This window comes from Nocardioides sp. CER19 (assembly GCF_029846275.1).
GTDB lineage: Bacteria > Actinomycetota > Actinomycetes > Propionibacteriales > Nocardioidaceae > Nocardioides.
Map to the genome: position 1 here is coordinate 432,310 of NZ_JARVWS010000004.1, position 15,657 is coordinate 447,966.

Genomic DNA, 15,657 nt, shown 5'->3' on the forward strand with positions numbered 1-15,657 from the left:
GGGCGGTCTCCTTGCTTGTGTCGTACGCCTACCGGGTGAGCTGACGGGTTCGGGCACGACTGGCCCTACCCCCGCTCCTCGCCACCGCTGTCGCCAGCGGCCGCGCCTTGCGGGAGATTCACCCCAGATGGCGACGCCTTGCGGCGCCACCGGTTGGTTCCCCGGCTCTCGACTGGCCCGAATCCAGTCGAAACTCAGCGCGATGCCCGCGTGGGTCGGTCGACCCACTTCCACGGGCATCTGAGTGCTGAACTCTAACCTCCATGTGGGAGCGCGGCCAATCCGCCCTCCGGGCGTGTTGTGGACACTTTGGCCCCTTCAGTCACACCTGTCACACAGGTCACGCCGACTCCACCTCAGCGGCCGATGTCGGCGACACCATCCGCAGCGGCGGGACCAAGCCACCGGCGGCCAGCACGTCGAGCGCCCGGCGTTCGTCGTCCTCGAACCCCAGCTCCGGCGGTGGCCCGAGCAGCACCGTCACCACGCAGTCGTGACACGCCAGCCCACGCACCACGCAGGTGTCGCAGTCGATCCTCGTCGTCATGTCGCACACGGTGGCACCCGCCACCGACAGTCCCCCATCAGGCGATCCTTCACCCGGCCGGCCCCGCGCGCCGCCAGCGGATTGTCGGAGGTGGCTCCTAACGTCACCGCCATGAGCAGCGCCGTCCGCACCAGGCCATCCCGCTGGGAAGCCCAGCGCAGCTTCGATGAGCTCGGACGGCCACTGCGCGACATCACCTTCTGCGTCGTCGACCTCGAGACGACGGGCGGCTCGGCCGAGGGCGGGTCGATGATCACCGAGATCGGCGCCGTCAAGGTGCGCGGCGGCGAGGTCCTCGGCGAGTTCCAGACGCTGGTCAACCCGCGCAGCGAGATCCCGGCCTTCATCGCCGTCCTCACCGGCATCAGCAACTCGATGGTCGTCGACGCCCCGCCGGTCGAGTCGGCGCTCCCGGCGTTCCTGGAGTTCGCCCAGGGAAGCGTGCTCGTCGCCCACAACGCCCCGTTCGACGTCGGCTTCCTCAAGTACTTCGCCGAGCAGCAGGGCCGCCCCTGGCCGGGCTTCGAGGTCGTCGACACCGCGAAGCTCGCGCGCCGCGTCATCACTCGGGACGACGCACCGAACTGCAAGCTGTCCTCGCTGGCGAAGGTGTTCCACTCCACGACAACTCCCAACCACCGGGCCCTGTCGGACGCGCGAGCCACCGTCGACGTGCTGCACGGCCTCATGGCGCGGCTCGGCAGCCTCGGGGTGCACACGCTCGAGGAGCTCCAGACGTTCTCCGGGCGAGTCACGCCCGCCCAGCGCCGCAAGCGCCACCTCGCGGAGGCCCTCCCCCACGCGCCGGGCGTCTACCTCTTCGAGGACGAGCGACGCCGGGTCCTCTACGTCGGCACGTCCCGCGACCTCCGGACCAGGGTCCGCTCCTACTTCACCGCCTCGGAGACCCGCACCCGGATGGGCGAGATGGTCGGCATCGCCGAGCGGGTCACCGGCATCGAGTGCGCCACGACACTGGAGGCGCAGGTGCGCGAGCTCCGGCTGATCGCGCAGCACAAGCCGCGCTACAACCGGCGCTCCCGCTTCCCGGAGAAGGTGCACTTCATCAAGCTGACCCGCGAACCGTGGCCACGCCTGGCGCTGGTCAAGCGGGTCCTCGACGACGCCGCCGACTACCTGGGCCCCTTCGGCTCCAAGAAGGTCGCCGAGAAGGCCCTGCAGGCGCTCCACGACAGCTTCCCGATCCGGCAGTGCTCCGAACGCCTCGCGCGACGGCCCTCGAAGAGCCCGTGCGTTCTGGCCGAGATGGGCAAGTGCCTGTCCCCCTGTGACGGCAGCACCGACGAGGCGGCGTACGCCGAGGTCGTCGGGCAGCTGCGGCAGACGCTGTCGGAGGAGCCGGATCGCGTCATCGACTCCCTCACCGTGCGCATGACGGCACTCGCCGCCGACGAGCGGTTCGAGGAGGCCGGCATCCACCGCGACCGGCTGGCCGCCTTCATCCGGGCCGCCGCCCGCACCCAGCGACTCTCCGCGCTCACCAGGTGCCCTGAGATCGTCGCGTCTCGGCGCGAGGACGACGGCCGCTGGAGCGTGCACGTCATCCGCTACGGACGGCTCGCCGCCGCCGGGGTCATCCCGGCGGGCGCCAACGCCCACGCATACGTCGACCAGCTGAAGGCGAGTGCGGAGACCGTGACGACGGGGCCCGGACCGACCCCCTCGGCGTCGGCCGAGGAGTCCGAGGTCATCCTCCGCTGGCTCGAGGCACCGGGGATCCGGCTCGTCGACATCGACGGCGAGTGGACCTGCCCCGTCGGCGGAGCCACCCGCCACCTGGCCGTGCACGACGCGGTCAATGAGTCTCGCAAGAGCCTCGTGCCTTTCGACGACCAACGCGGGCTCACGACGGTCCACCAGCCGGTACGGTGAGGGCCGTGATCACCGCCATCGTCTTCGTGAAGGCCGACACCGCGCGCATCCCGGAGGTGGCCGAGGCGATCGCCGCCCTCGACGGGGTCAGCGAGGTCTACTCGACAACCGGCCAGATCGACCTGATCGCGCTCGTGCGGGTGCGCAACCACGACGACATCGCGGCAGTCGTCGCCGACCGGCTCAACAAGGTGCCGGGCGTGACCGACACCGAGACCCATATCGCGTTCCGTGCCTACTCGAAGCACGACCTCGAAGCGGCGTTCTCCATCGGCCTCGACTGAGCGACCCTGGTGGACGCCGGGGATGCTCACACCACGGACCTGACCTGATCGCCCCCCTCGGATAGCCCGTTCGGACTATCCGACGCAGCACCCGAACATTCTTAACGCATCACTCTCGTCGCGGCCTCCACGCGTCCCTAGCCTCGCTTTCGAGGTAGGAGGTGGCCATGGAGTCCTGGCAGGCAGTGGTAGTTGTCCCCATGTACAACGAGGCAGCCGTCGTCGGGGACGTCGTCGCCGGATTGCGTGAGCACTTCAGCCACGTGGTGTGCGTCGACGATGGCAGCCGCGACGGCTCCGCGGCTGCGGCCCGCGCTGCGGGCGGCATCGTCCTAACGCATCGGGTCAACCTCGGACAGGGAGCTGCCCTGCAGACCGGGTTCGACTACGTCCTTTCCCGGACGTCGGCGACGCACGCCGTCACGTTCGATGCGGACGGCCAGTACCGCATCGAGGACGCCCTCGCAATGCTCAGCGTCGCCACAGAGACGGGGGTCGACATCCTGCTCGGCTCGCGCAACCTCGGCCGCACGGAGGGCCAGCCGATCGCGCGCCGCGTGCTCATGGCCGCGGCACTCCGCTACTCGCGACGCACCACGGGTCTCGCGCTCACCGACACGCACAATGGGCTGCGGGTGCTGAACCGACGCGCGCTGGCCGCCATGGATCTACGCCACCGCGGCATGGCCCACGCGTCGGAGATCGAGTCCCGGATCGGCGCGGCGTCGCTCACCTGGCAGGAGCACCCCGTGACGATGCTCTACTCCGACTACTCACGGTCGAAGGGACAGTCGAACCTCAACGCCTTCAACATCGTCTACGACCTCACCGCTGCGCGGATGAGGGCCAGCGCGTGATCATCAAGGTATTCCTCCTCGCCGGCCTGGCTCTCGCCAGCTGGTGGGTGCTCAAGGGCAAGCCGACTGGCGGCCGGCTGGCGCTCGCTCGCATCAGCAGTCTCCTCATCGCCGCCGCATGGATCGTAGGCGTGCTGTTCCCCGACACCGTGTCGTGGGCCGCGCACGCCGTCGGTGTGCGCGAGGCGCCCAGCCTGGTGCTCTACGTGCTGGTCGTCGTCTTCACACTGTCGACGATCGCCCAGCGCCTCCGTGTTCAGGACCTCGAGGACAAGCTGGCCCGGCTGACACGGGCACACGCTCTCCTCGAGCTGGACGTGGTCGAGAACAAGGACGCCGCCGGTGTCTGAGGCGCCGGTCGTCGAGATCTGCATGCCGTTCCATGGCGATCCCGGGCTCTTCCGCCGTGCGGTAGCGAGCGTCGTGTCCCAGTCGGACGGCGCGTGGACGTTGCGTGTCATCGAAGACGGGCACCAGCCGGGGTTCGACGCCGCGGCATGGATCGCCAGTCTCGGAGACACACGCATCAGCCATGCCCAGAACGCCTCTCAGCTCGGGGTGTGCGGGAACTTCCAGAAGTGCCTCGACACCTCGACAGCTCCGTACATCGTCTTCTTCGGCTGCGACGACGTCATGCTTCCTGACTACGTGCGCGTGCTACGCGGGATGATCTCCCGTTTCGGCGGCGCCGACGTCCTGAGCCCGGGGGTCTCCGTGATCGACGGGCGGGGGCATCTCACCCGGCCCGTCGGCGACCGCATCAAGCGGGCACTCGCGCCGCGGATCGGCCAGCCCACCGAGCTGGAGGGAGAACGGCTGGTCACGTCGCTCATGCACGGGAACTGGACCTACTTCCCGGCCCTCTGCTGGCGCCGCGACGCGATCGCAGCGCTCGGCTTCCGGGACGACCTGCCGACGACGCTGGACCTCGAGCTGCTCGTGAGGGTGCTGATGCAGGGCGGAAGCCTCGCGCTCGACCCGACGGTCGTCTTTCACTACCGACGACACGGCGACAGTGCGTCCTCCCTGACCGCGGCGTCACGCGAGCGATTCGACGAGGAGGCGCGTCTGCTGGACGAGATCGCCGGACGATGCGAGTCCGCAGGCTGGAAGCGTGCGGCACGGGCAGCGCGCTGGCGGGTCACCTCACGGCTCCACCATCTCCTGATCCGTGCGAGGGGACCACTCGTCGCATGAGCGACCGTCGATTCTTGCTGACCTTCCTGATCGGTCTGGTTCTCCTGCAGGCTGCCTGGTGCTTCGCCGTTCCGCCGTTCCGCGGGATCGACGAGCACGACCATGCCTACCGCGCCTCGGACGTCGCCCACGGCGACTTCAGCAACAGCCACCGAGCCTCACCACAGGGCTGGGGCTGGTTCGTCCCGGCGGATCGCACGATCGTCGATGCCGCCGGACCCGTCTGCTACAGCCTCCGGTACACGACGTGGGACAACTGCGCAGCACAACGTGACCTCGGGAGCGGAATGGCGGAGGTCGCGAGCGCCCAGGCGCAGTCGATCCCGCTGTTCTACCTCGTCGTCGGCTCGGTGGGGCGCCCGTTCCACGGGGTCACGGCGCTCTATGCGATGCGAATCGCCACGATGCTCATCAGCAGCTTCCTGACCGCCCTCGCGGCGGTCACTCTGAGACGCTGGGCGCGAACCCGCTGGCCCCTCGTGGGACTGGCCCTGGCGCTGACGCCCGTCTTGGTCTACTCCACCGCCATCGTCGCCCCGAACGGCGTGGAGATGGCCGCGGGACTCCTGTTGTGGTCAGCGCTCCTCGGCATCGTTCGCTCCGATGGTGCGGACGATCGGCACTACATCTGGCTCGCGACCGCCGGTGCACTGCCGCTGGTCGCACTCCGGACCATGGGGCCGCTCTGGTGCCTGCTGATCGTCCTCTGCGCTGCGGCACTCGCGGGCCGGAAGCGGATCCGCGGACTGCTGAGCCGACGAGCCGCGTGGGTGGCCATGAGCGCGGTCGCGCTCATGACGGCCGCGGTAGCGGTGTGGATCTTCACCGCCCACTCGAACTTCGTCGCCCCCAGCGGGACGGTGGAGAACTCGCTTCTCGACGAGCTCCCCGCGCAGTACGCGCTGTGGTTCTTCCAGTCGGTCGCCGCATTCCCGACGCGAACCGAGTTCGCGCCCTACCTCCTCTACGTGATCGCCTTCGCCACCGCCGGCTCAGTCGCGGCCGTCGCAGCAGTCCGGGCATCCAGGACCGAGCGCCTCACGCTCGCCGCGATCTGGCTGTTGACCAGCGCAGTGTCGATCGCCGCGACGGTCGCGATGTACGCGGACCAGGGCTTCGGTTGGCAGGGCCGCTATGCGTTGCCGTTCACGGTCGGGTTCTTCCTGCTGATCGGCCTGGTCCTCGATCGCCGGCCCGTTCCGATTCCGGACTGGGTGGCTCTTGTCGGGGTCTCACTGGTCGCGATCGTCACCGAGCTCATGAGCACGCTCCACGTGCAGAACCGCGAGCAACGCATCAGCCCGCTGGCCCACAGCAGCGAGTGGGTCGTCGTGCCCGACGCAGTGCTCATCACGCTCGTCGTCCTCGGGGGAGGCCTTCAGCTCTGGGCTGCCCTCGATGCGACGAACGGCCGCCCATCTCTCGAGGCGGGTTCCGGAGGCCCGATCGACGAGGTCAGGCCGTCGGACGACTCGGTGACCGCGGTTCCAGCGGCTCGATAAGGCCCGACGAGGTCAAGCGGAGGCGCCGACCCACCGGTCGAGCACGGCCTGAGCGGCACCGGAGTCGATCGCCTCGGCCGCCTTGGCGATCCCGACGGCGAGCTCATCGGTCAGGTCGTCGTCGGTGTCACCGTCGTAGACGGCGAGCGCCGCGCCGGCGTTGAGCACGACGGCGTCGCGGACGGGGCCGGGCTCGCCGGCCAGCAGGCGACGTACGACCTGTGCGTTGAAGGCGACGTCCCCGCCGCGCAGGGCCTCGGCGGTGGACCGGGTGATGCCGAGGTCGGCGGGGTCGACCGTGTGCGTGGTCACGACACCGTCGCGCACCCGCCACACGTGGGAGGTCGTCGTGGTGGTCAGCTCGTCGAGCCCGTCGTCCCCGCGGAAGACCCAGGCGTCGAGCCCGCGCTCGGCGAAGACGCCTGCCATCACGGGCGCCATGCGTACGTCGGCACAGCCGATCGCGTTCGCCTGCGGCCGGGCGGGGTTGGTCAGCGGGCCGAGGAAGTTGAAGGCGGTGCCGATGCCGAGCTCGCGGCGCGGGACCGCGGCGTAGCGCATGGCCGGGTGGAAGGCAGCCGAGAATAGGAACGTGATCCCGGCGGTCTCGGCCACGGACGCGACGCGGTCGATCGGCAGGTCGAGGCGGATGCCGAGCGCCTCGAGCACGTCTGCCGAGCCTGACTGGGACGACGCCGACCGGTTGCCGTGCTTGACCACCTTCGCGCCCGCGCCGGCCGCGACGATGGCCGACATCGTCGAGATGTTGACCGACATGGAGCGGTCACCGCCGGTGCCGACGATGTCGAGCAGCCGGCCCGGCACCGAGATCTGGTTCGCGCGGGCGAGCATGCCGTCGGCCAGGCCGCGGATCTCGTCGATGGTCTCGCCCTTGGCGCGCAGCGCCACGGCGAAGCCGGCGATCTGGGAGTCGGTGGCCTGCCCGCCGAGGATCTCGCCCATCGCCCAACGGGCCTGCTCGGCGGTGAGATCGGCGCGCGCGACGAGGGCCCCGAGCACGTCGGGCCAGGTGCTGCTCATGGCTTCGACAGGCTCAGCCAGCGGAGGGAACGGTCGCGGGCACGCGGTCGCGCAGCAGCCCCACGACGGTCTCCGCGAGCCGGATCGGGTCGAGCGGGTGCGGCACCGCGGCGTCGGCGCGCGACCAGGTCGCGAGCCAGGCGTCCTGCGGACGCCCGGTCAGTACGACGACCGGCGGGCAGTCGTAGATCTCGTCCTTGAGCTGCTTGGCGATCCCGATGCCACCCGCGGGCACCGCCTCGCCGTCGAGGATGGCCAGGTCGATCCCGCCGGCATCCAGGTTCTGGATGACGACCGGCTCGGTGGCGACCTCGACGTACTCGACCTCCGGCAGGTCGCGGTGCGGGCGTCGCCCGAGGGCCAGGATGACCTGCTGGCGGATGTCGATGTCGTCGCTGTAGACGAGCACACGGAGCGGCTTCTGCGCGGTCACGGCCCGGACTCTACCCCCGCGAGGGGTCACCGGCCGACAGATGTCACGAACGCCGCCCCGGCGGTGTCTCAAGGGAGATGATGCTCCGCCGCAGCACGCTCCCGCGCCTCCAACCGGTCCAGGCGCCGGTCCTCGCGCGCGGCCTCCTTCATCGAGGCCCGGACCCACTGGGTGAACAGCACCCCGAAGAACACCAGGCCGACGAGGTCACCGGCACCCCAGAGGATCCCGCCGGCGAGGTGCTGGTCGTCGTGCGGGTCGGGGAGCCACGCCCCCATGGGGCCGTCGTGGAGGTCGGGGTACCAGGTGCCGCCGATCAGGTCGGTCTGACCCATGATCGTGATGCCGAGGAAGGCGTGGAACGGCAGCGTCAGCACGATGAGCAGCAGCCGGAACGGGTAGGCGACCCGGCCCGGGATGGGGTCGATGCCCATCAGCGGCCAGAAGAACAGCGAGCCGACCAGCACCAGGTGCAGGTGCATCATCTCGTGCACGTAGTCGGAGTGCAGCGAGGCCGTGTACCAGCCCGAGAAGTAGAGCGCCCACGGCGAGACGACGTAGAGCACGAACGTCAGCGGCGGGAAGGACAGCACCTTCACCACCCGCGAGTGGAGAACGGCGAGCAGCCAGCGCCGGGGCCGGGGCGTCAGGGTCCGCAGCGCCAGCGTGACGGGCGCACCCAGCGCCAGGGAGAGCGGCACGAGCATGGAGAGCACCATGTGCTGGACCATGTGGACGGACAGCAGCGTGGTGTCGTACGCCGCCAGCCCGGAGGACGTCGCGAGGAAGAACGACCCCATGCCGACAACGACGAAGGCGAGCGTCCGGCCGACCGGCCAGTGGTCCCCGCGCCGCTTCAGCGTCCAGACGCCCCACAGGTAAAGGCCCACCACCCAGACCGTGACGATGAACGGGATCGGCGCCAGCCCCCACTCCGTGAACAGCCGGGAGAGCCCGAACTGAGGCAGGTCAGGAGGGGTACTGAGCGGGGGAAGAACCACGGTCTGAACTTTATGACCCCCTCAGAGAGGGGGCCGGGGTGCCCTGGGAAAGGAGGACCGACATAATGGCGTCCGTGGCGACTGCTTCTGCGATTCCGGCCTCCCGTCTGACGGGGCAGCACGACCGACCGAGCATGGTCAGCGTCGGGACGATCATCTGGCTCTCGAGCGAGCTGATGTTCTTCGCGGCCCTGTTCGCGGCGTACTACACGATCCGCTCCGTCAGCCCCGAGCTGTGGCCCCAGAACACCGAGAAGCTGAACGTCCCGTTCGCCGCGGTCAACACCACGATCCTGGTGCTGTCGTCGGTGACCTGCCAGATGGGCGTCTTCAAGGCTGAGGCCGGCAAGGTCGGCCGCTCCGGCGGCCTGCTGAACGTCGGCGGCTGGGGCCTGCGCGAGTGGTTCATCCTGACCTACATCATGGGCTCGATCTTCATCGCGGGTCAGGCCACCGAGTACGCCTCCCTCATCCAGGAGGGCGTCACGATCCCGGACTCGGCCTACGGGACGATGTTCTACCTGACCACGGGCTTCCACGGTCTCCACGTCACCGGCGGCCTGATCGCGTTCCTCTTCGTGCTCGGCCGCACCTACATCGCGCGGACCTTCACGCACGAGCAGGCGGTGAGCGCGATCGTCGTCTCGTACTACTGGCACTTCGTGGACGTGGTCTGGATCGGGCTGTTCGCCACGATCTACATCATCAAGTGACCTGCGCAGCAGACTGAGTGAGGACTTCGAATTGCGTTTCCTGAACCGCTCCGCCGGTCGTCTTTCGCGCCACCGTCGCGGCCCCGTCGCCGGGCTTGCGGTACTGCTGCTCGGACTGCTCGTCAGCGGCGGCCTCTACGCCGCCCTCTCCCCCAGCTCCTCGGCCTCCTCGACGGCCAGCGACGAGCAGCTGGTCAAGGAGGGTCGTGAGCTCTTCCTGGTCGGCTGCGCCTTCTGCCACGGCCAGAACGGCGAGGGTCAGACCGACGTCAACGGCAAGCTGATCGGCCCGAGCCTCGTCGGCGTCGGCGCCGCGGCGGTCGACTTCCAGGTCGGCACCGGCCGCATGCCGCTCGCCGCGCCCGGCCAGCAGGGGCCGGCCAAGCCGCAGACCTACAACGACGACGAGATCGCCGCCCTCGCGGCGTACGTCGCCTCGCTGGGCCCCGGCCCCGCCATCCCGACCGAGGCCGACTACTCGACCACCGGGCTCACCGACGAGGAGAAGCAGGCGGCGGTCGTCCGCGGCGGTCAGATCTTCCTGACCAACTGCACCGCGTGCCACAACTTCACGGGCGAGGGCGGCGCCATGCCGCGAGGCGGCTACGCGCCGCGCATCCTCGACACCTCCCCCAAGCACATCTACGAGGCCATGCTGACCGGCCCCGGCCCGATGGACAACTTCTCCAACGGCAACCTGTCGCCGGAGGAGAAGCGTGACGTCATCGCCTACATCCAGTCCATGCGCGACCAGCCCGGCTTCGGCGGCTTCAGCCTCGGTGCGCTCGGCCCGGTGAGCGAGGGTCTGTTCGCCTGGATCGTGGGCCTCGGCGTCTGCGTGGCGTTCGCTGTCTGGATCGCGGCCCACACCACCCGTTCGACCAAGAAGAAGGAGTCGCAGGCGTGAGCGCCCCGACCAGCCACGAGCCTGGGCACGAGCCTGGGCACGAGCCCATCAACGCGACGACGGACGCGCTGCTGCCCGACCCCGGCCTCCCGGGGCACGTGTGGCGGCCGACCGACGTCGACGAGAGGGCCGAGAAGCGTGCCGAGCGCCAGGTCGCGACGCTCTTCGGCCTGTCGGCGATCTGCACCGTCCTCTTCGTCGTCTCCTACATCACCATCAAGGGTGGCGTCGACGGCCACACCTTCATCGGCCTCGGCGCGTCCAACGTCGCCCTCGGCGTGAGCCTCGGCCTCGCCCTCCTCTTCATCGGCATCGGTGTCATCCAGTGGGCCCGCAAGCTCATGGGCGACCACGAGATCTCCGAGGAGCGGCACCCCGCCTCCTCTTCGGAGGCCGACCGCTCCCAGACCCTCGCCGCGCTCAACGCCGGCCTCGAGGAGTCCGGCATCGGCCGCCGGCCGCTGGTGCGCAACACGCTCCTCGGCTCCGTCGCCCTGCTGATCGCCCCGGCCGTCGTCATGCTCCGCGACCTCGGCCCGCTCCCCCACCAGGTCGTCGGCGAGTACCCGGGCGCCGGTCTCGAGCACACCATCTGGAACAAGGGCATGCGCGTCGTCCGCGACGTCGTCGGTACGCCGATCAAGGCGTCCGACATCCAGATCGGCGACCTGTTCAACGCCGAGCCGGAGGCGCTCTTCCCCACCGAGGAGAACGGCTACCCCGAGCTCGAGGGTGCCCACCGCCAGATCGCCAAGTCCAAGGCCGCGATCGTGATGCTGCGGATGGACCCCGCGGACATCGTCAGCGACGTGACCCGCAACTGGTCGGTCAACGGCATCGTGGCGTACTCCAAGATCTGCACGCACGTCGGCTGCCCGATCTCGCTCAACGAGCGGACCACGCACCACCTGCTGTGCCCCTGCCACCAGTCGACCTTCGACCTCGCCGACTCCGGCAAGGTCGTCTTCGGTCCGGCCGGCCGGCACCTGCCCCAGCTGCCGCTGGGCGTCGACGACGAGGGCTACCTCATCGCGCTCAGCGACTTCCTCGAGCCGGTCGGCCCGAGCTACTGGGAGCGCAACACCAAGAGTCCCGAAGAGGTTGCTAAGGAGCTCAAGTCGTGAGCATCGACACTTCCAAGGTGGCCGCCTCCAACAGGACCGCCGCCGTCGCCTCGAAGCCCTCCAAGGTGGGCGCCGCGGCCGGCTGGGCGGATGAGCGCCTCGGCCTCGCGGCGATGGGCAAGAAGAACCTGCGCAAGGTCTTCCCCGACCACTGGTCGTTCATGCTCGGCGAGATCGCGCTGTGGTCGTTCGTCGTCCTGCTGCTCTCCGGTGTCTTCCTGACGCTGTGGTTCCGGCCGTCGATGGCCGAGGTGACCTACCAGGGCTCCTACAACCAGCTCCGCGGCATCAGCATGTCGGAGGCCTACGCGTCGGCGCTGAACATCAGCTTCGACGTGCGTGGCGGCCTCCTCATGCGCCAGATGCACCACTGGGCGGCCATGCTCTTCATCGCGGCGATGATGATCCACCTGCTGCGCGTGTTCTTCACCGGCGCGCACCGCAAGCCGCGTGAGCTCAACTGGGTGATCGGCTCGCTCCTGCTGCTGCTCGGCACCCTCGAGGGCTTCACCGGCTACTCGCTGCCGGACGACCTGCTCTCCGGTACCGGCATCCGGGCCGCCGACGGCTTCATCAAGTCGATCCCCATCGTCGGCACCTACATCTCGTTCTTCCTCTTCGGAGGCGAGTTCCCAGGCGACGCGATCATCCCGCGCCTCTACACGATCCACGTGCTGCTGATCCCAGGCCTGCTGCTGGCGCTGATCGCCGCTCACATGCTGCTGCTCGTCTACCACAAGCACACGCAGTGGCCTGGCCCCGGCCGCACCGAGAACAACGTCGTCGGCTTCCCGATGCTCCCGGTGTACGCCGCCAAGGCCGGCGGGTTCTTCTTCATCGTCTTCGGCGTCACCGCCCTCATGGGTGGTCTGATGTCCTTGAACCCGGTGTGGAAGTTCGGACCCTACGACCCGACGAAGGTCACGGCCGGCTCCCAGCCGGACTGGTACATGGGCTGGCCAGACGGCGCGCTGCGCATCATGCCGGGCATCGAGTCGCACTTCTGGGGCTCGACCTGGTCGTGGAACATCTTCCTGCCGATCATCGTCCTGCCCGGCCTGCTCTTCACCGTGCTGCTCCTGCTCCCCTTCATCGAGGGCTGGATCACGGGTGACAAGCGCGAGCACCACCTGCTCCAGCGCCCGCGCAACGCTCCGACCCGGACGGCGACGATGGTCGCGCTGATGACCATCTACGCCTGCTTCTGGGCCGCGGGCGGCAACGACCTGATCGCCATCAAGCTGCACGCCTCGATCAACCAGATCACGTACTTCCTGCGTGCTGCGGTGTTCATCCTGCCGATCATCACGTTCCTCGTGACCCGCCGGATCTGCATCAGCCTCCAGCGCCACGACAACGAGATGCTCCTCCACGGCTACGAGAGCGGCGTCATCATGCGGACGCCGGAGGGCAGCTACTACGAGAAGCACCTCCCGATCAGCGAGGCCAGGGCCTACACGCTCACGGTCCGCGACCGCAGCGCGGAGCAGCTCACCCCGGCGACGCAGGACGACACCAACGGCGTTCCTGCCCCGAAGGGTCGGCTCAGCGGCTTCCGCGACAAGATCCGCACGCTCTACTACGCGGACGACGTCGACAAGCCGACGACCGCCGAGCTCGAGGAGGCGCACCACCACGCCGACCACGAGGCTCACGAGCTGGAGGCGCTCGACGGCCACTCGGCCGAGGGTCACCACTTCGACGGCCGCCACCCGGTCTCGGAGGAGCCGATCCGACCCGAGCACCACTGATCGCAGCACCACGCCGGGAGGGCCGGCCCGTCACCCGACGGGCCGGCCCTCCCGGCATTTCGGAACATCGGCCCCGGCGGCCGCGTTGACCGGTCGACCAGCACTCCAGGAGGGAACCCATGACGGATCTCGGCGCGACGCAGTTCGGACTCGACACCTTCGGGGACGTCACCTGGGACGCCGACGGCGCTCCTCTCCCCCACGCGCAGGTGCTGCGCAACGTCGTGGACGAGGCGGTCCTGGCCGAGCGGGTCGGCATCGACGCGTTCAGCGTCGGCGAGCACCACCGCGCCGACTTCGCGATCAGCGCGCCCGAGATCGTCCTGGCCACGATCGCCGGCCGCACCGAACGGATCATCCTCGGCACCGCGGTGACGGTGCTCAGCTCCGACGACCCCGTCCGGGTGTACGAGAAGACCGCCACCCTGGACGCGGTCTCCGGCGGCCGCGCGGAGGTCACCCTCGGCCGCGGCTCCTTCACCGAGTCCTTCCCGCTGTTCGGCTTCGACCTGTCCGACTACGAGCGGCTGTTCAGCGAGAAGCTCGACCTGTTCGCGCAGCTGCGCTCGGAGGGTCACGTCAGCTGGAACGGCAGCGTCCGCGGTCCGTTCCACGCCGAGGTCTACCCGAAGACCGAGCGCGGCTCCGTCAACGCCTGGGTCGGCGTCGGCGGCTCCCCCGAGTCGGTCGTCAGGGCCGCTCGCTACGGCTTCCCGCTGATGCTCGCGATCATCGGCGGCGACGCGGCCCGCTTCGCGCCGTACGTCGAGCTCTACCACCGCGCCCTCGACGAGCTGAGCCCGGCGGCGGGCAAGCTGCCGGTCGGGGTGCACTCCCCCGGCTTCGTGTGGGACACCGACACCGAGGCTGCCGAGCTGCTCTTCCCGCACTTCAAGGCCAACCGCGACCGGATCGGCGCCGAGCGCGGCTGGCCGCCCGCCACCCGCCGGGAGTACGACCACGAGATCGCCCAGGGCTCGCTCTACGCCGGCTCCCCCGAGACGGTGGCGCGCAAGATCGCGCGGACCGTGCGGACGCTGGGCGCGGCGCGGTTCGACCTCAAGTACAGCAACGGCACGATGCCGCACGAGCAGCTGATGCGGTCGATCGAGCTCTACGGCACCCAGGTGATCCCGCGGGTGCGCGAGCTCCTTGCGGAGCCAGTCCTAGAGGGCTGAGCCCTTGGCGTACTCGGCGAAGGACTCGGTCCAGTCGCCGTAGCCGTTGCCGAACTCCATCGGCCGGTTGGTTCCGGAGTACTCGACGACGTCGCCACGGCGGCTCATGTCGTAGAGCCACTTCGCGTTCGCCGTGCTCATGCCGGTGCAGCCGTGGGAGACGTTGGCGTAGCCCTGGGAGCCGACCGACCACGGCGCCGCGTGGATGAACTCACCGGAGTAGGTCAGCCGCATCGCCCACTGGACGTCGTCGAGGTCGTAGTACTCGGGGTTGTTCTTGCCGATGCCGATCGTCTCCGAGCGCATCCGCTTGGTGGCGAACTTCTCGATGATGACCTTGGTGCCCGACCGGGTGGTGAAGCCGTCCTTGCCGGTGGTGATCGGGATCGTGCGGGCCAGCTTCTTGTTGACCCACACCTTCATCTGGTGGGTCTGGGTGTTGACGCGGTAGATGTGCGAGTCGCCGACGTGGAAGCTGAGCTTGCGGTCCTCCTGGCCGTAGACGCCGTTGCCCGCGGGCACCGAGTTGATGGCGACGTCGACGTCGACGTCGGTGCCGGCCTGCCAGTACGTTGCCGGCCGCCAGTGCGCCTCGTGGTCGCTCAACCAGTGCCACGAGCCCTTCTGAGCCGGCTGGCTCGTGACCGTCATGTGCCGCTCGAACGCCTTCTTGTTGGTCACGGGGACGTCGAACGTGACGATCACCGGCATGCCGATCCCGACGGTCTCGCCGTTGAGCGGGGCCACCGACGGGTAGGTCTGCTGCTTGAGGCTCAGCGCCTCGGTCCTGAACCGCAGCCGGCGCTCGGTCGTGCCGCCCTGCTGACCCTGGGCCTTGGCGTCGAAGGTGTAGAGCGTGTCGGGCTCGAGGAGGTCGTCGGCCGTCCAGGAGGCGCCGTCGGCGGCCACCTTGCCGGTGATCGTCGTCTTGCCCGCGGTCAGCGTGACGCCCTCGAGGCGGCCGTCGGTGACCTTCGCGCTCACGCGGCGGTCGACCGGGACGCCGCGCTCGCCCTTGGCGACGTTGGAGGTGATCGCGACCGGGTCGGTCGGCGTCTGGGACGGCGACGGGCTACCGCTGGTGCTGGCCTCGACACCCCCCGTATCGGGGGCGCCGTCGTCGGCCTGGCAGCCTGTCAGGAGAGCCGCAGCGGTCACGGCACTCAGCAGCAGTGCCGCGGACTTGGCGTTGCGAAGGAACCCCATGGCGTTCTCCAGACAGACGACTC

The 15,657-nt window shown here is 69.4% G+C and carries 16 protein-coding genes and 1 riboswitch; of the genes, 11 read left to right on the forward strand and 5 right to left on the reverse strand.

The window, feature by feature from the left end; genetic code table 11:
• Window positions 1-10 precede the first annotated feature (10 nt).
• Window positions 11-210, reverse strand: a riboswitch (cyclic di-AMP (ydaO/yuaA leader).
• A 130-nt stretch (window positions 211-340) separates the two neighbouring features.
• A complete protein-coding gene (locus QDS12_RS21575) occupies window positions 341-547 on the reverse strand; it encodes a hypothetical protein (RefSeq protein WP_279883017.1) in 207 nt (68 codons plus the stop codon).
• Between the two features lie 111 nt (window positions 548-658).
• On the opposite strand from QDS12_RS21575, the gene QDS12_RS21580 reads away from it, so the two are divergent.
• The 6 genes from QDS12_RS21580 (at window position 659) to QDS12_RS21605 (ending at window position 6,280) form a co-directional block, all read left to right on the forward strand.
• Window positions 659-2,440 (forward strand): DEDD exonuclease domain-containing protein, encoded by a 1,782-nt coding sequence (locus QDS12_RS21580; RefSeq protein ID WP_279883018.1) that lies wholly within the window; start codon window positions 659-661, stop codon window positions 2,438-2,440.
• Between the two features lie 5 nt (window positions 2,441-2,445).
• Window positions 2,446-2,724 (forward strand): Lrp/AsnC ligand binding domain-containing protein, encoded by a 279-nt coding sequence (locus QDS12_RS21585; RefSeq protein ID WP_279883020.1) that lies wholly within the window; start codon window positions 2,446-2,448, stop codon window positions 2,722-2,724.
• A gap of 167 nt (window positions 2,725-2,891) precedes the next feature.
• On the forward strand, window positions 2,892-3,581 hold the full coding sequence (locus tag QDS12_RS21590; RefSeq protein WP_279883022.1) for a glycosyltransferase family 2 protein: 690 nt from the start codon (window positions 2,892-2,894) through the stop codon (window positions 3,579-3,581).
• The gene (locus QDS12_RS21595) at window positions 3,578-3,931 is read left to right on the forward strand and encodes a DUF2304 domain-containing protein (RefSeq protein ID WP_279883024.1); all 354 of its coding nucleotides are present in this window, start codon (window positions 3,578-3,580) and stop codon (window positions 3,929-3,931) included. The genes QDS12_RS21590 and QDS12_RS21595 overlap by 4 nt, the downstream gene beginning before the upstream one ends.
• Window positions 3,924-4,778 (forward strand): glycosyltransferase, encoded by an 855-nt coding sequence (locus QDS12_RS21600; RefSeq protein ID WP_279883026.1) that lies wholly within the window; start codon window positions 3,924-3,926, stop codon window positions 4,776-4,778. Before QDS12_RS21595 ends, QDS12_RS21600 begins: the two co-directional genes overlap by 8 nt.
• A complete protein-coding gene (locus QDS12_RS21605; RefSeq protein ID WP_279883028.1) occupies window positions 4,775-6,280 on the forward strand; it encodes a DUF2142 domain-containing protein in 1,506 nt (501 codons plus the stop codon). The genes QDS12_RS21600 and QDS12_RS21605 overlap by 4 nt, the downstream gene beginning before the upstream one ends.
• Window positions 6,281-6,292: 12 nt before the next feature.
• Here the strand turns inward: QDS12_RS21605 and trpD are convergent, their stop codons facing one another.
• The 3 genes from trpD to QDS12_RS21620 all read right to left on the reverse strand — a co-directional run bounded on the left by trpD (window position 6,293) and on the right by QDS12_RS21620 (window position 8,755).
• Entirely contained in the window at window positions 6,293-7,321 is a 1,029-nt protein-coding gene (gene trpD, locus QDS12_RS21610) for an anthranilate phosphoribosyltransferase (RefSeq protein WP_279883029.1), read from the reverse strand.
• A gap of 13 nt (window positions 7,322-7,334) precedes the next feature.
• Window positions 7,335-7,754: a hypothetical protein gene (locus QDS12_RS21615; protein ID WP_279883030.1), complete on the reverse strand. Its 420-nt coding sequence runs from the start codon at window positions 7,752-7,754 to the stop codon at window positions 7,335-7,337.
• 68 nt (window positions 7,755-7,822) lie between these two features.
• Window positions 7,823-8,755: a cytochrome c oxidase assembly protein gene (locus tag QDS12_RS21620; protein ID WP_279883032.1), complete on the reverse strand. Its 933-nt coding sequence runs from the start codon at window positions 8,753-8,755 to the stop codon at window positions 7,823-7,825.
• A gap of 65 nt (window positions 8,756-8,820) precedes the next feature.
• On the opposite strand from QDS12_RS21620, the gene QDS12_RS21625 reads away from it, so the two are divergent.
• From QDS12_RS21625 to QDS12_RS21645, 5 genes are all read left to right on the forward strand, one after another.
• Window positions 8,821-9,468: a heme-copper oxidase subunit III gene (locus QDS12_RS21625; protein WP_279883034.1), complete on the forward strand. Its 648-nt coding sequence runs from the start codon at window positions 8,821-8,823 to the stop codon at window positions 9,466-9,468.
• A 40-nt stretch (window positions 9,469-9,508) separates the two neighbouring features.
• Window positions 9,509-10,375, forward strand: a complete 867-nt coding sequence (locus tag QDS12_RS21630) for a cytochrome c (protein ID WP_279883514.1) — start codon at window positions 9,509-9,511, stop codon at window positions 10,373-10,375.
• Window positions 10,372-11,499: a Rieske 2Fe-2S domain-containing protein gene (locus QDS12_RS21635; RefSeq protein ID WP_279883036.1), complete on the forward strand. Its 1,128-nt coding sequence runs from the start codon at window positions 10,372-10,374 to the stop codon at window positions 11,497-11,499. The genes QDS12_RS21630 and QDS12_RS21635 overlap by 4 nt, the downstream gene beginning before the upstream one ends.
• Window positions 11,500-11,564: 65 nt before the next feature.
• Window positions 11,565-13,250, forward strand: a complete 1,686-nt coding sequence (locus QDS12_RS21640) for a ubiquinol-cytochrome c reductase cytochrome b subunit (RefSeq protein WP_279883517.1) — start codon at window positions 11,565-11,567, stop codon at window positions 13,248-13,250.
• Window positions 13,251-13,369: 119 nt separating this feature from the next.
• Window positions 13,370-14,428, forward strand: coding sequence for an LLM class flavin-dependent oxidoreductase (locus QDS12_RS21645; protein WP_279883038.1), 1,059 nt, complete (start codon window positions 13,370-13,372; stop codon window positions 14,426-14,428).
• On the opposite strand, the gene QDS12_RS21650 is transcribed toward QDS12_RS21645, so the two are convergent.
• Window positions 14,417-15,634 carry an Ig-like domain-containing protein gene (locus QDS12_RS21650; RefSeq protein ID WP_279883040.1) on the reverse strand — a complete coding sequence of 406 codons (1,218 nt, stop codon included), beginning with the start codon at window positions 15,632-15,634 and terminating at the stop codon, window positions 14,417-14,419. The two genes, QDS12_RS21645 and QDS12_RS21650, sit on opposite strands and share 12 nt — an antisense overlap.
• Window positions 15,635-15,657 lie beyond the last annotated feature (23 nt).

Excerpts from the sequence above, each read along its gene's own strand:
- QDS12_RS21575 (WP_279883017.1), bottom strand. The coding sequence starts at position 547 with ATGACGACGAGGATCGACTGCGACACCTGCGTGGTGCGTGGGCTGGCG.
- QDS12_RS21580 (WP_279883018.1), top strand. The coding sequence starts at position 659 with ATGAGCAGCGCCGTCCGCACCAGGCCATCCCGCTGGGAAGCCCAGCGC.
- QDS12_RS21590 (WP_279883022.1), top strand. The coding sequence starts at position 2,892 with ATGGAGTCCTGGCAGGCAGTGGTAGTTGTCCCCATGTACAACGAGGCA.
- QDS12_RS21605 (WP_279883028.1), top strand. The coding sequence starts at position 4,775 with ATGAGCGACCGTCGATTCTTGCTGACCTTCCTGATCGGTCTGGTTCTC.
- trpD (WP_279883029.1), bottom strand. The coding sequence starts at position 7,321 with ATGAGCAGCACCTGGCCCGACGTGCTCGGGGCCCTCGTCGCGCGCGCC.
- QDS12_RS21625 (WP_279883034.1), top strand. The coding sequence starts at position 8,821 with ATGGCGTCCGTGGCGACTGCTTCTGCGATTCCGGCCTCCCGTCTGACG.
- QDS12_RS21645 (WP_279883038.1), top strand. The coding sequence starts at position 13,370 with ATGACGGATCTCGGCGCGACGCAGTTCGGACTCGACACCTTCGGGGAC.
- QDS12_RS21650 (WP_279883040.1), bottom strand. The coding sequence starts at position 15,634 with ATGGGGTTCCTTCGCAACGCCAAGTCCGCGGCACTGCTGCTGAGTGCC.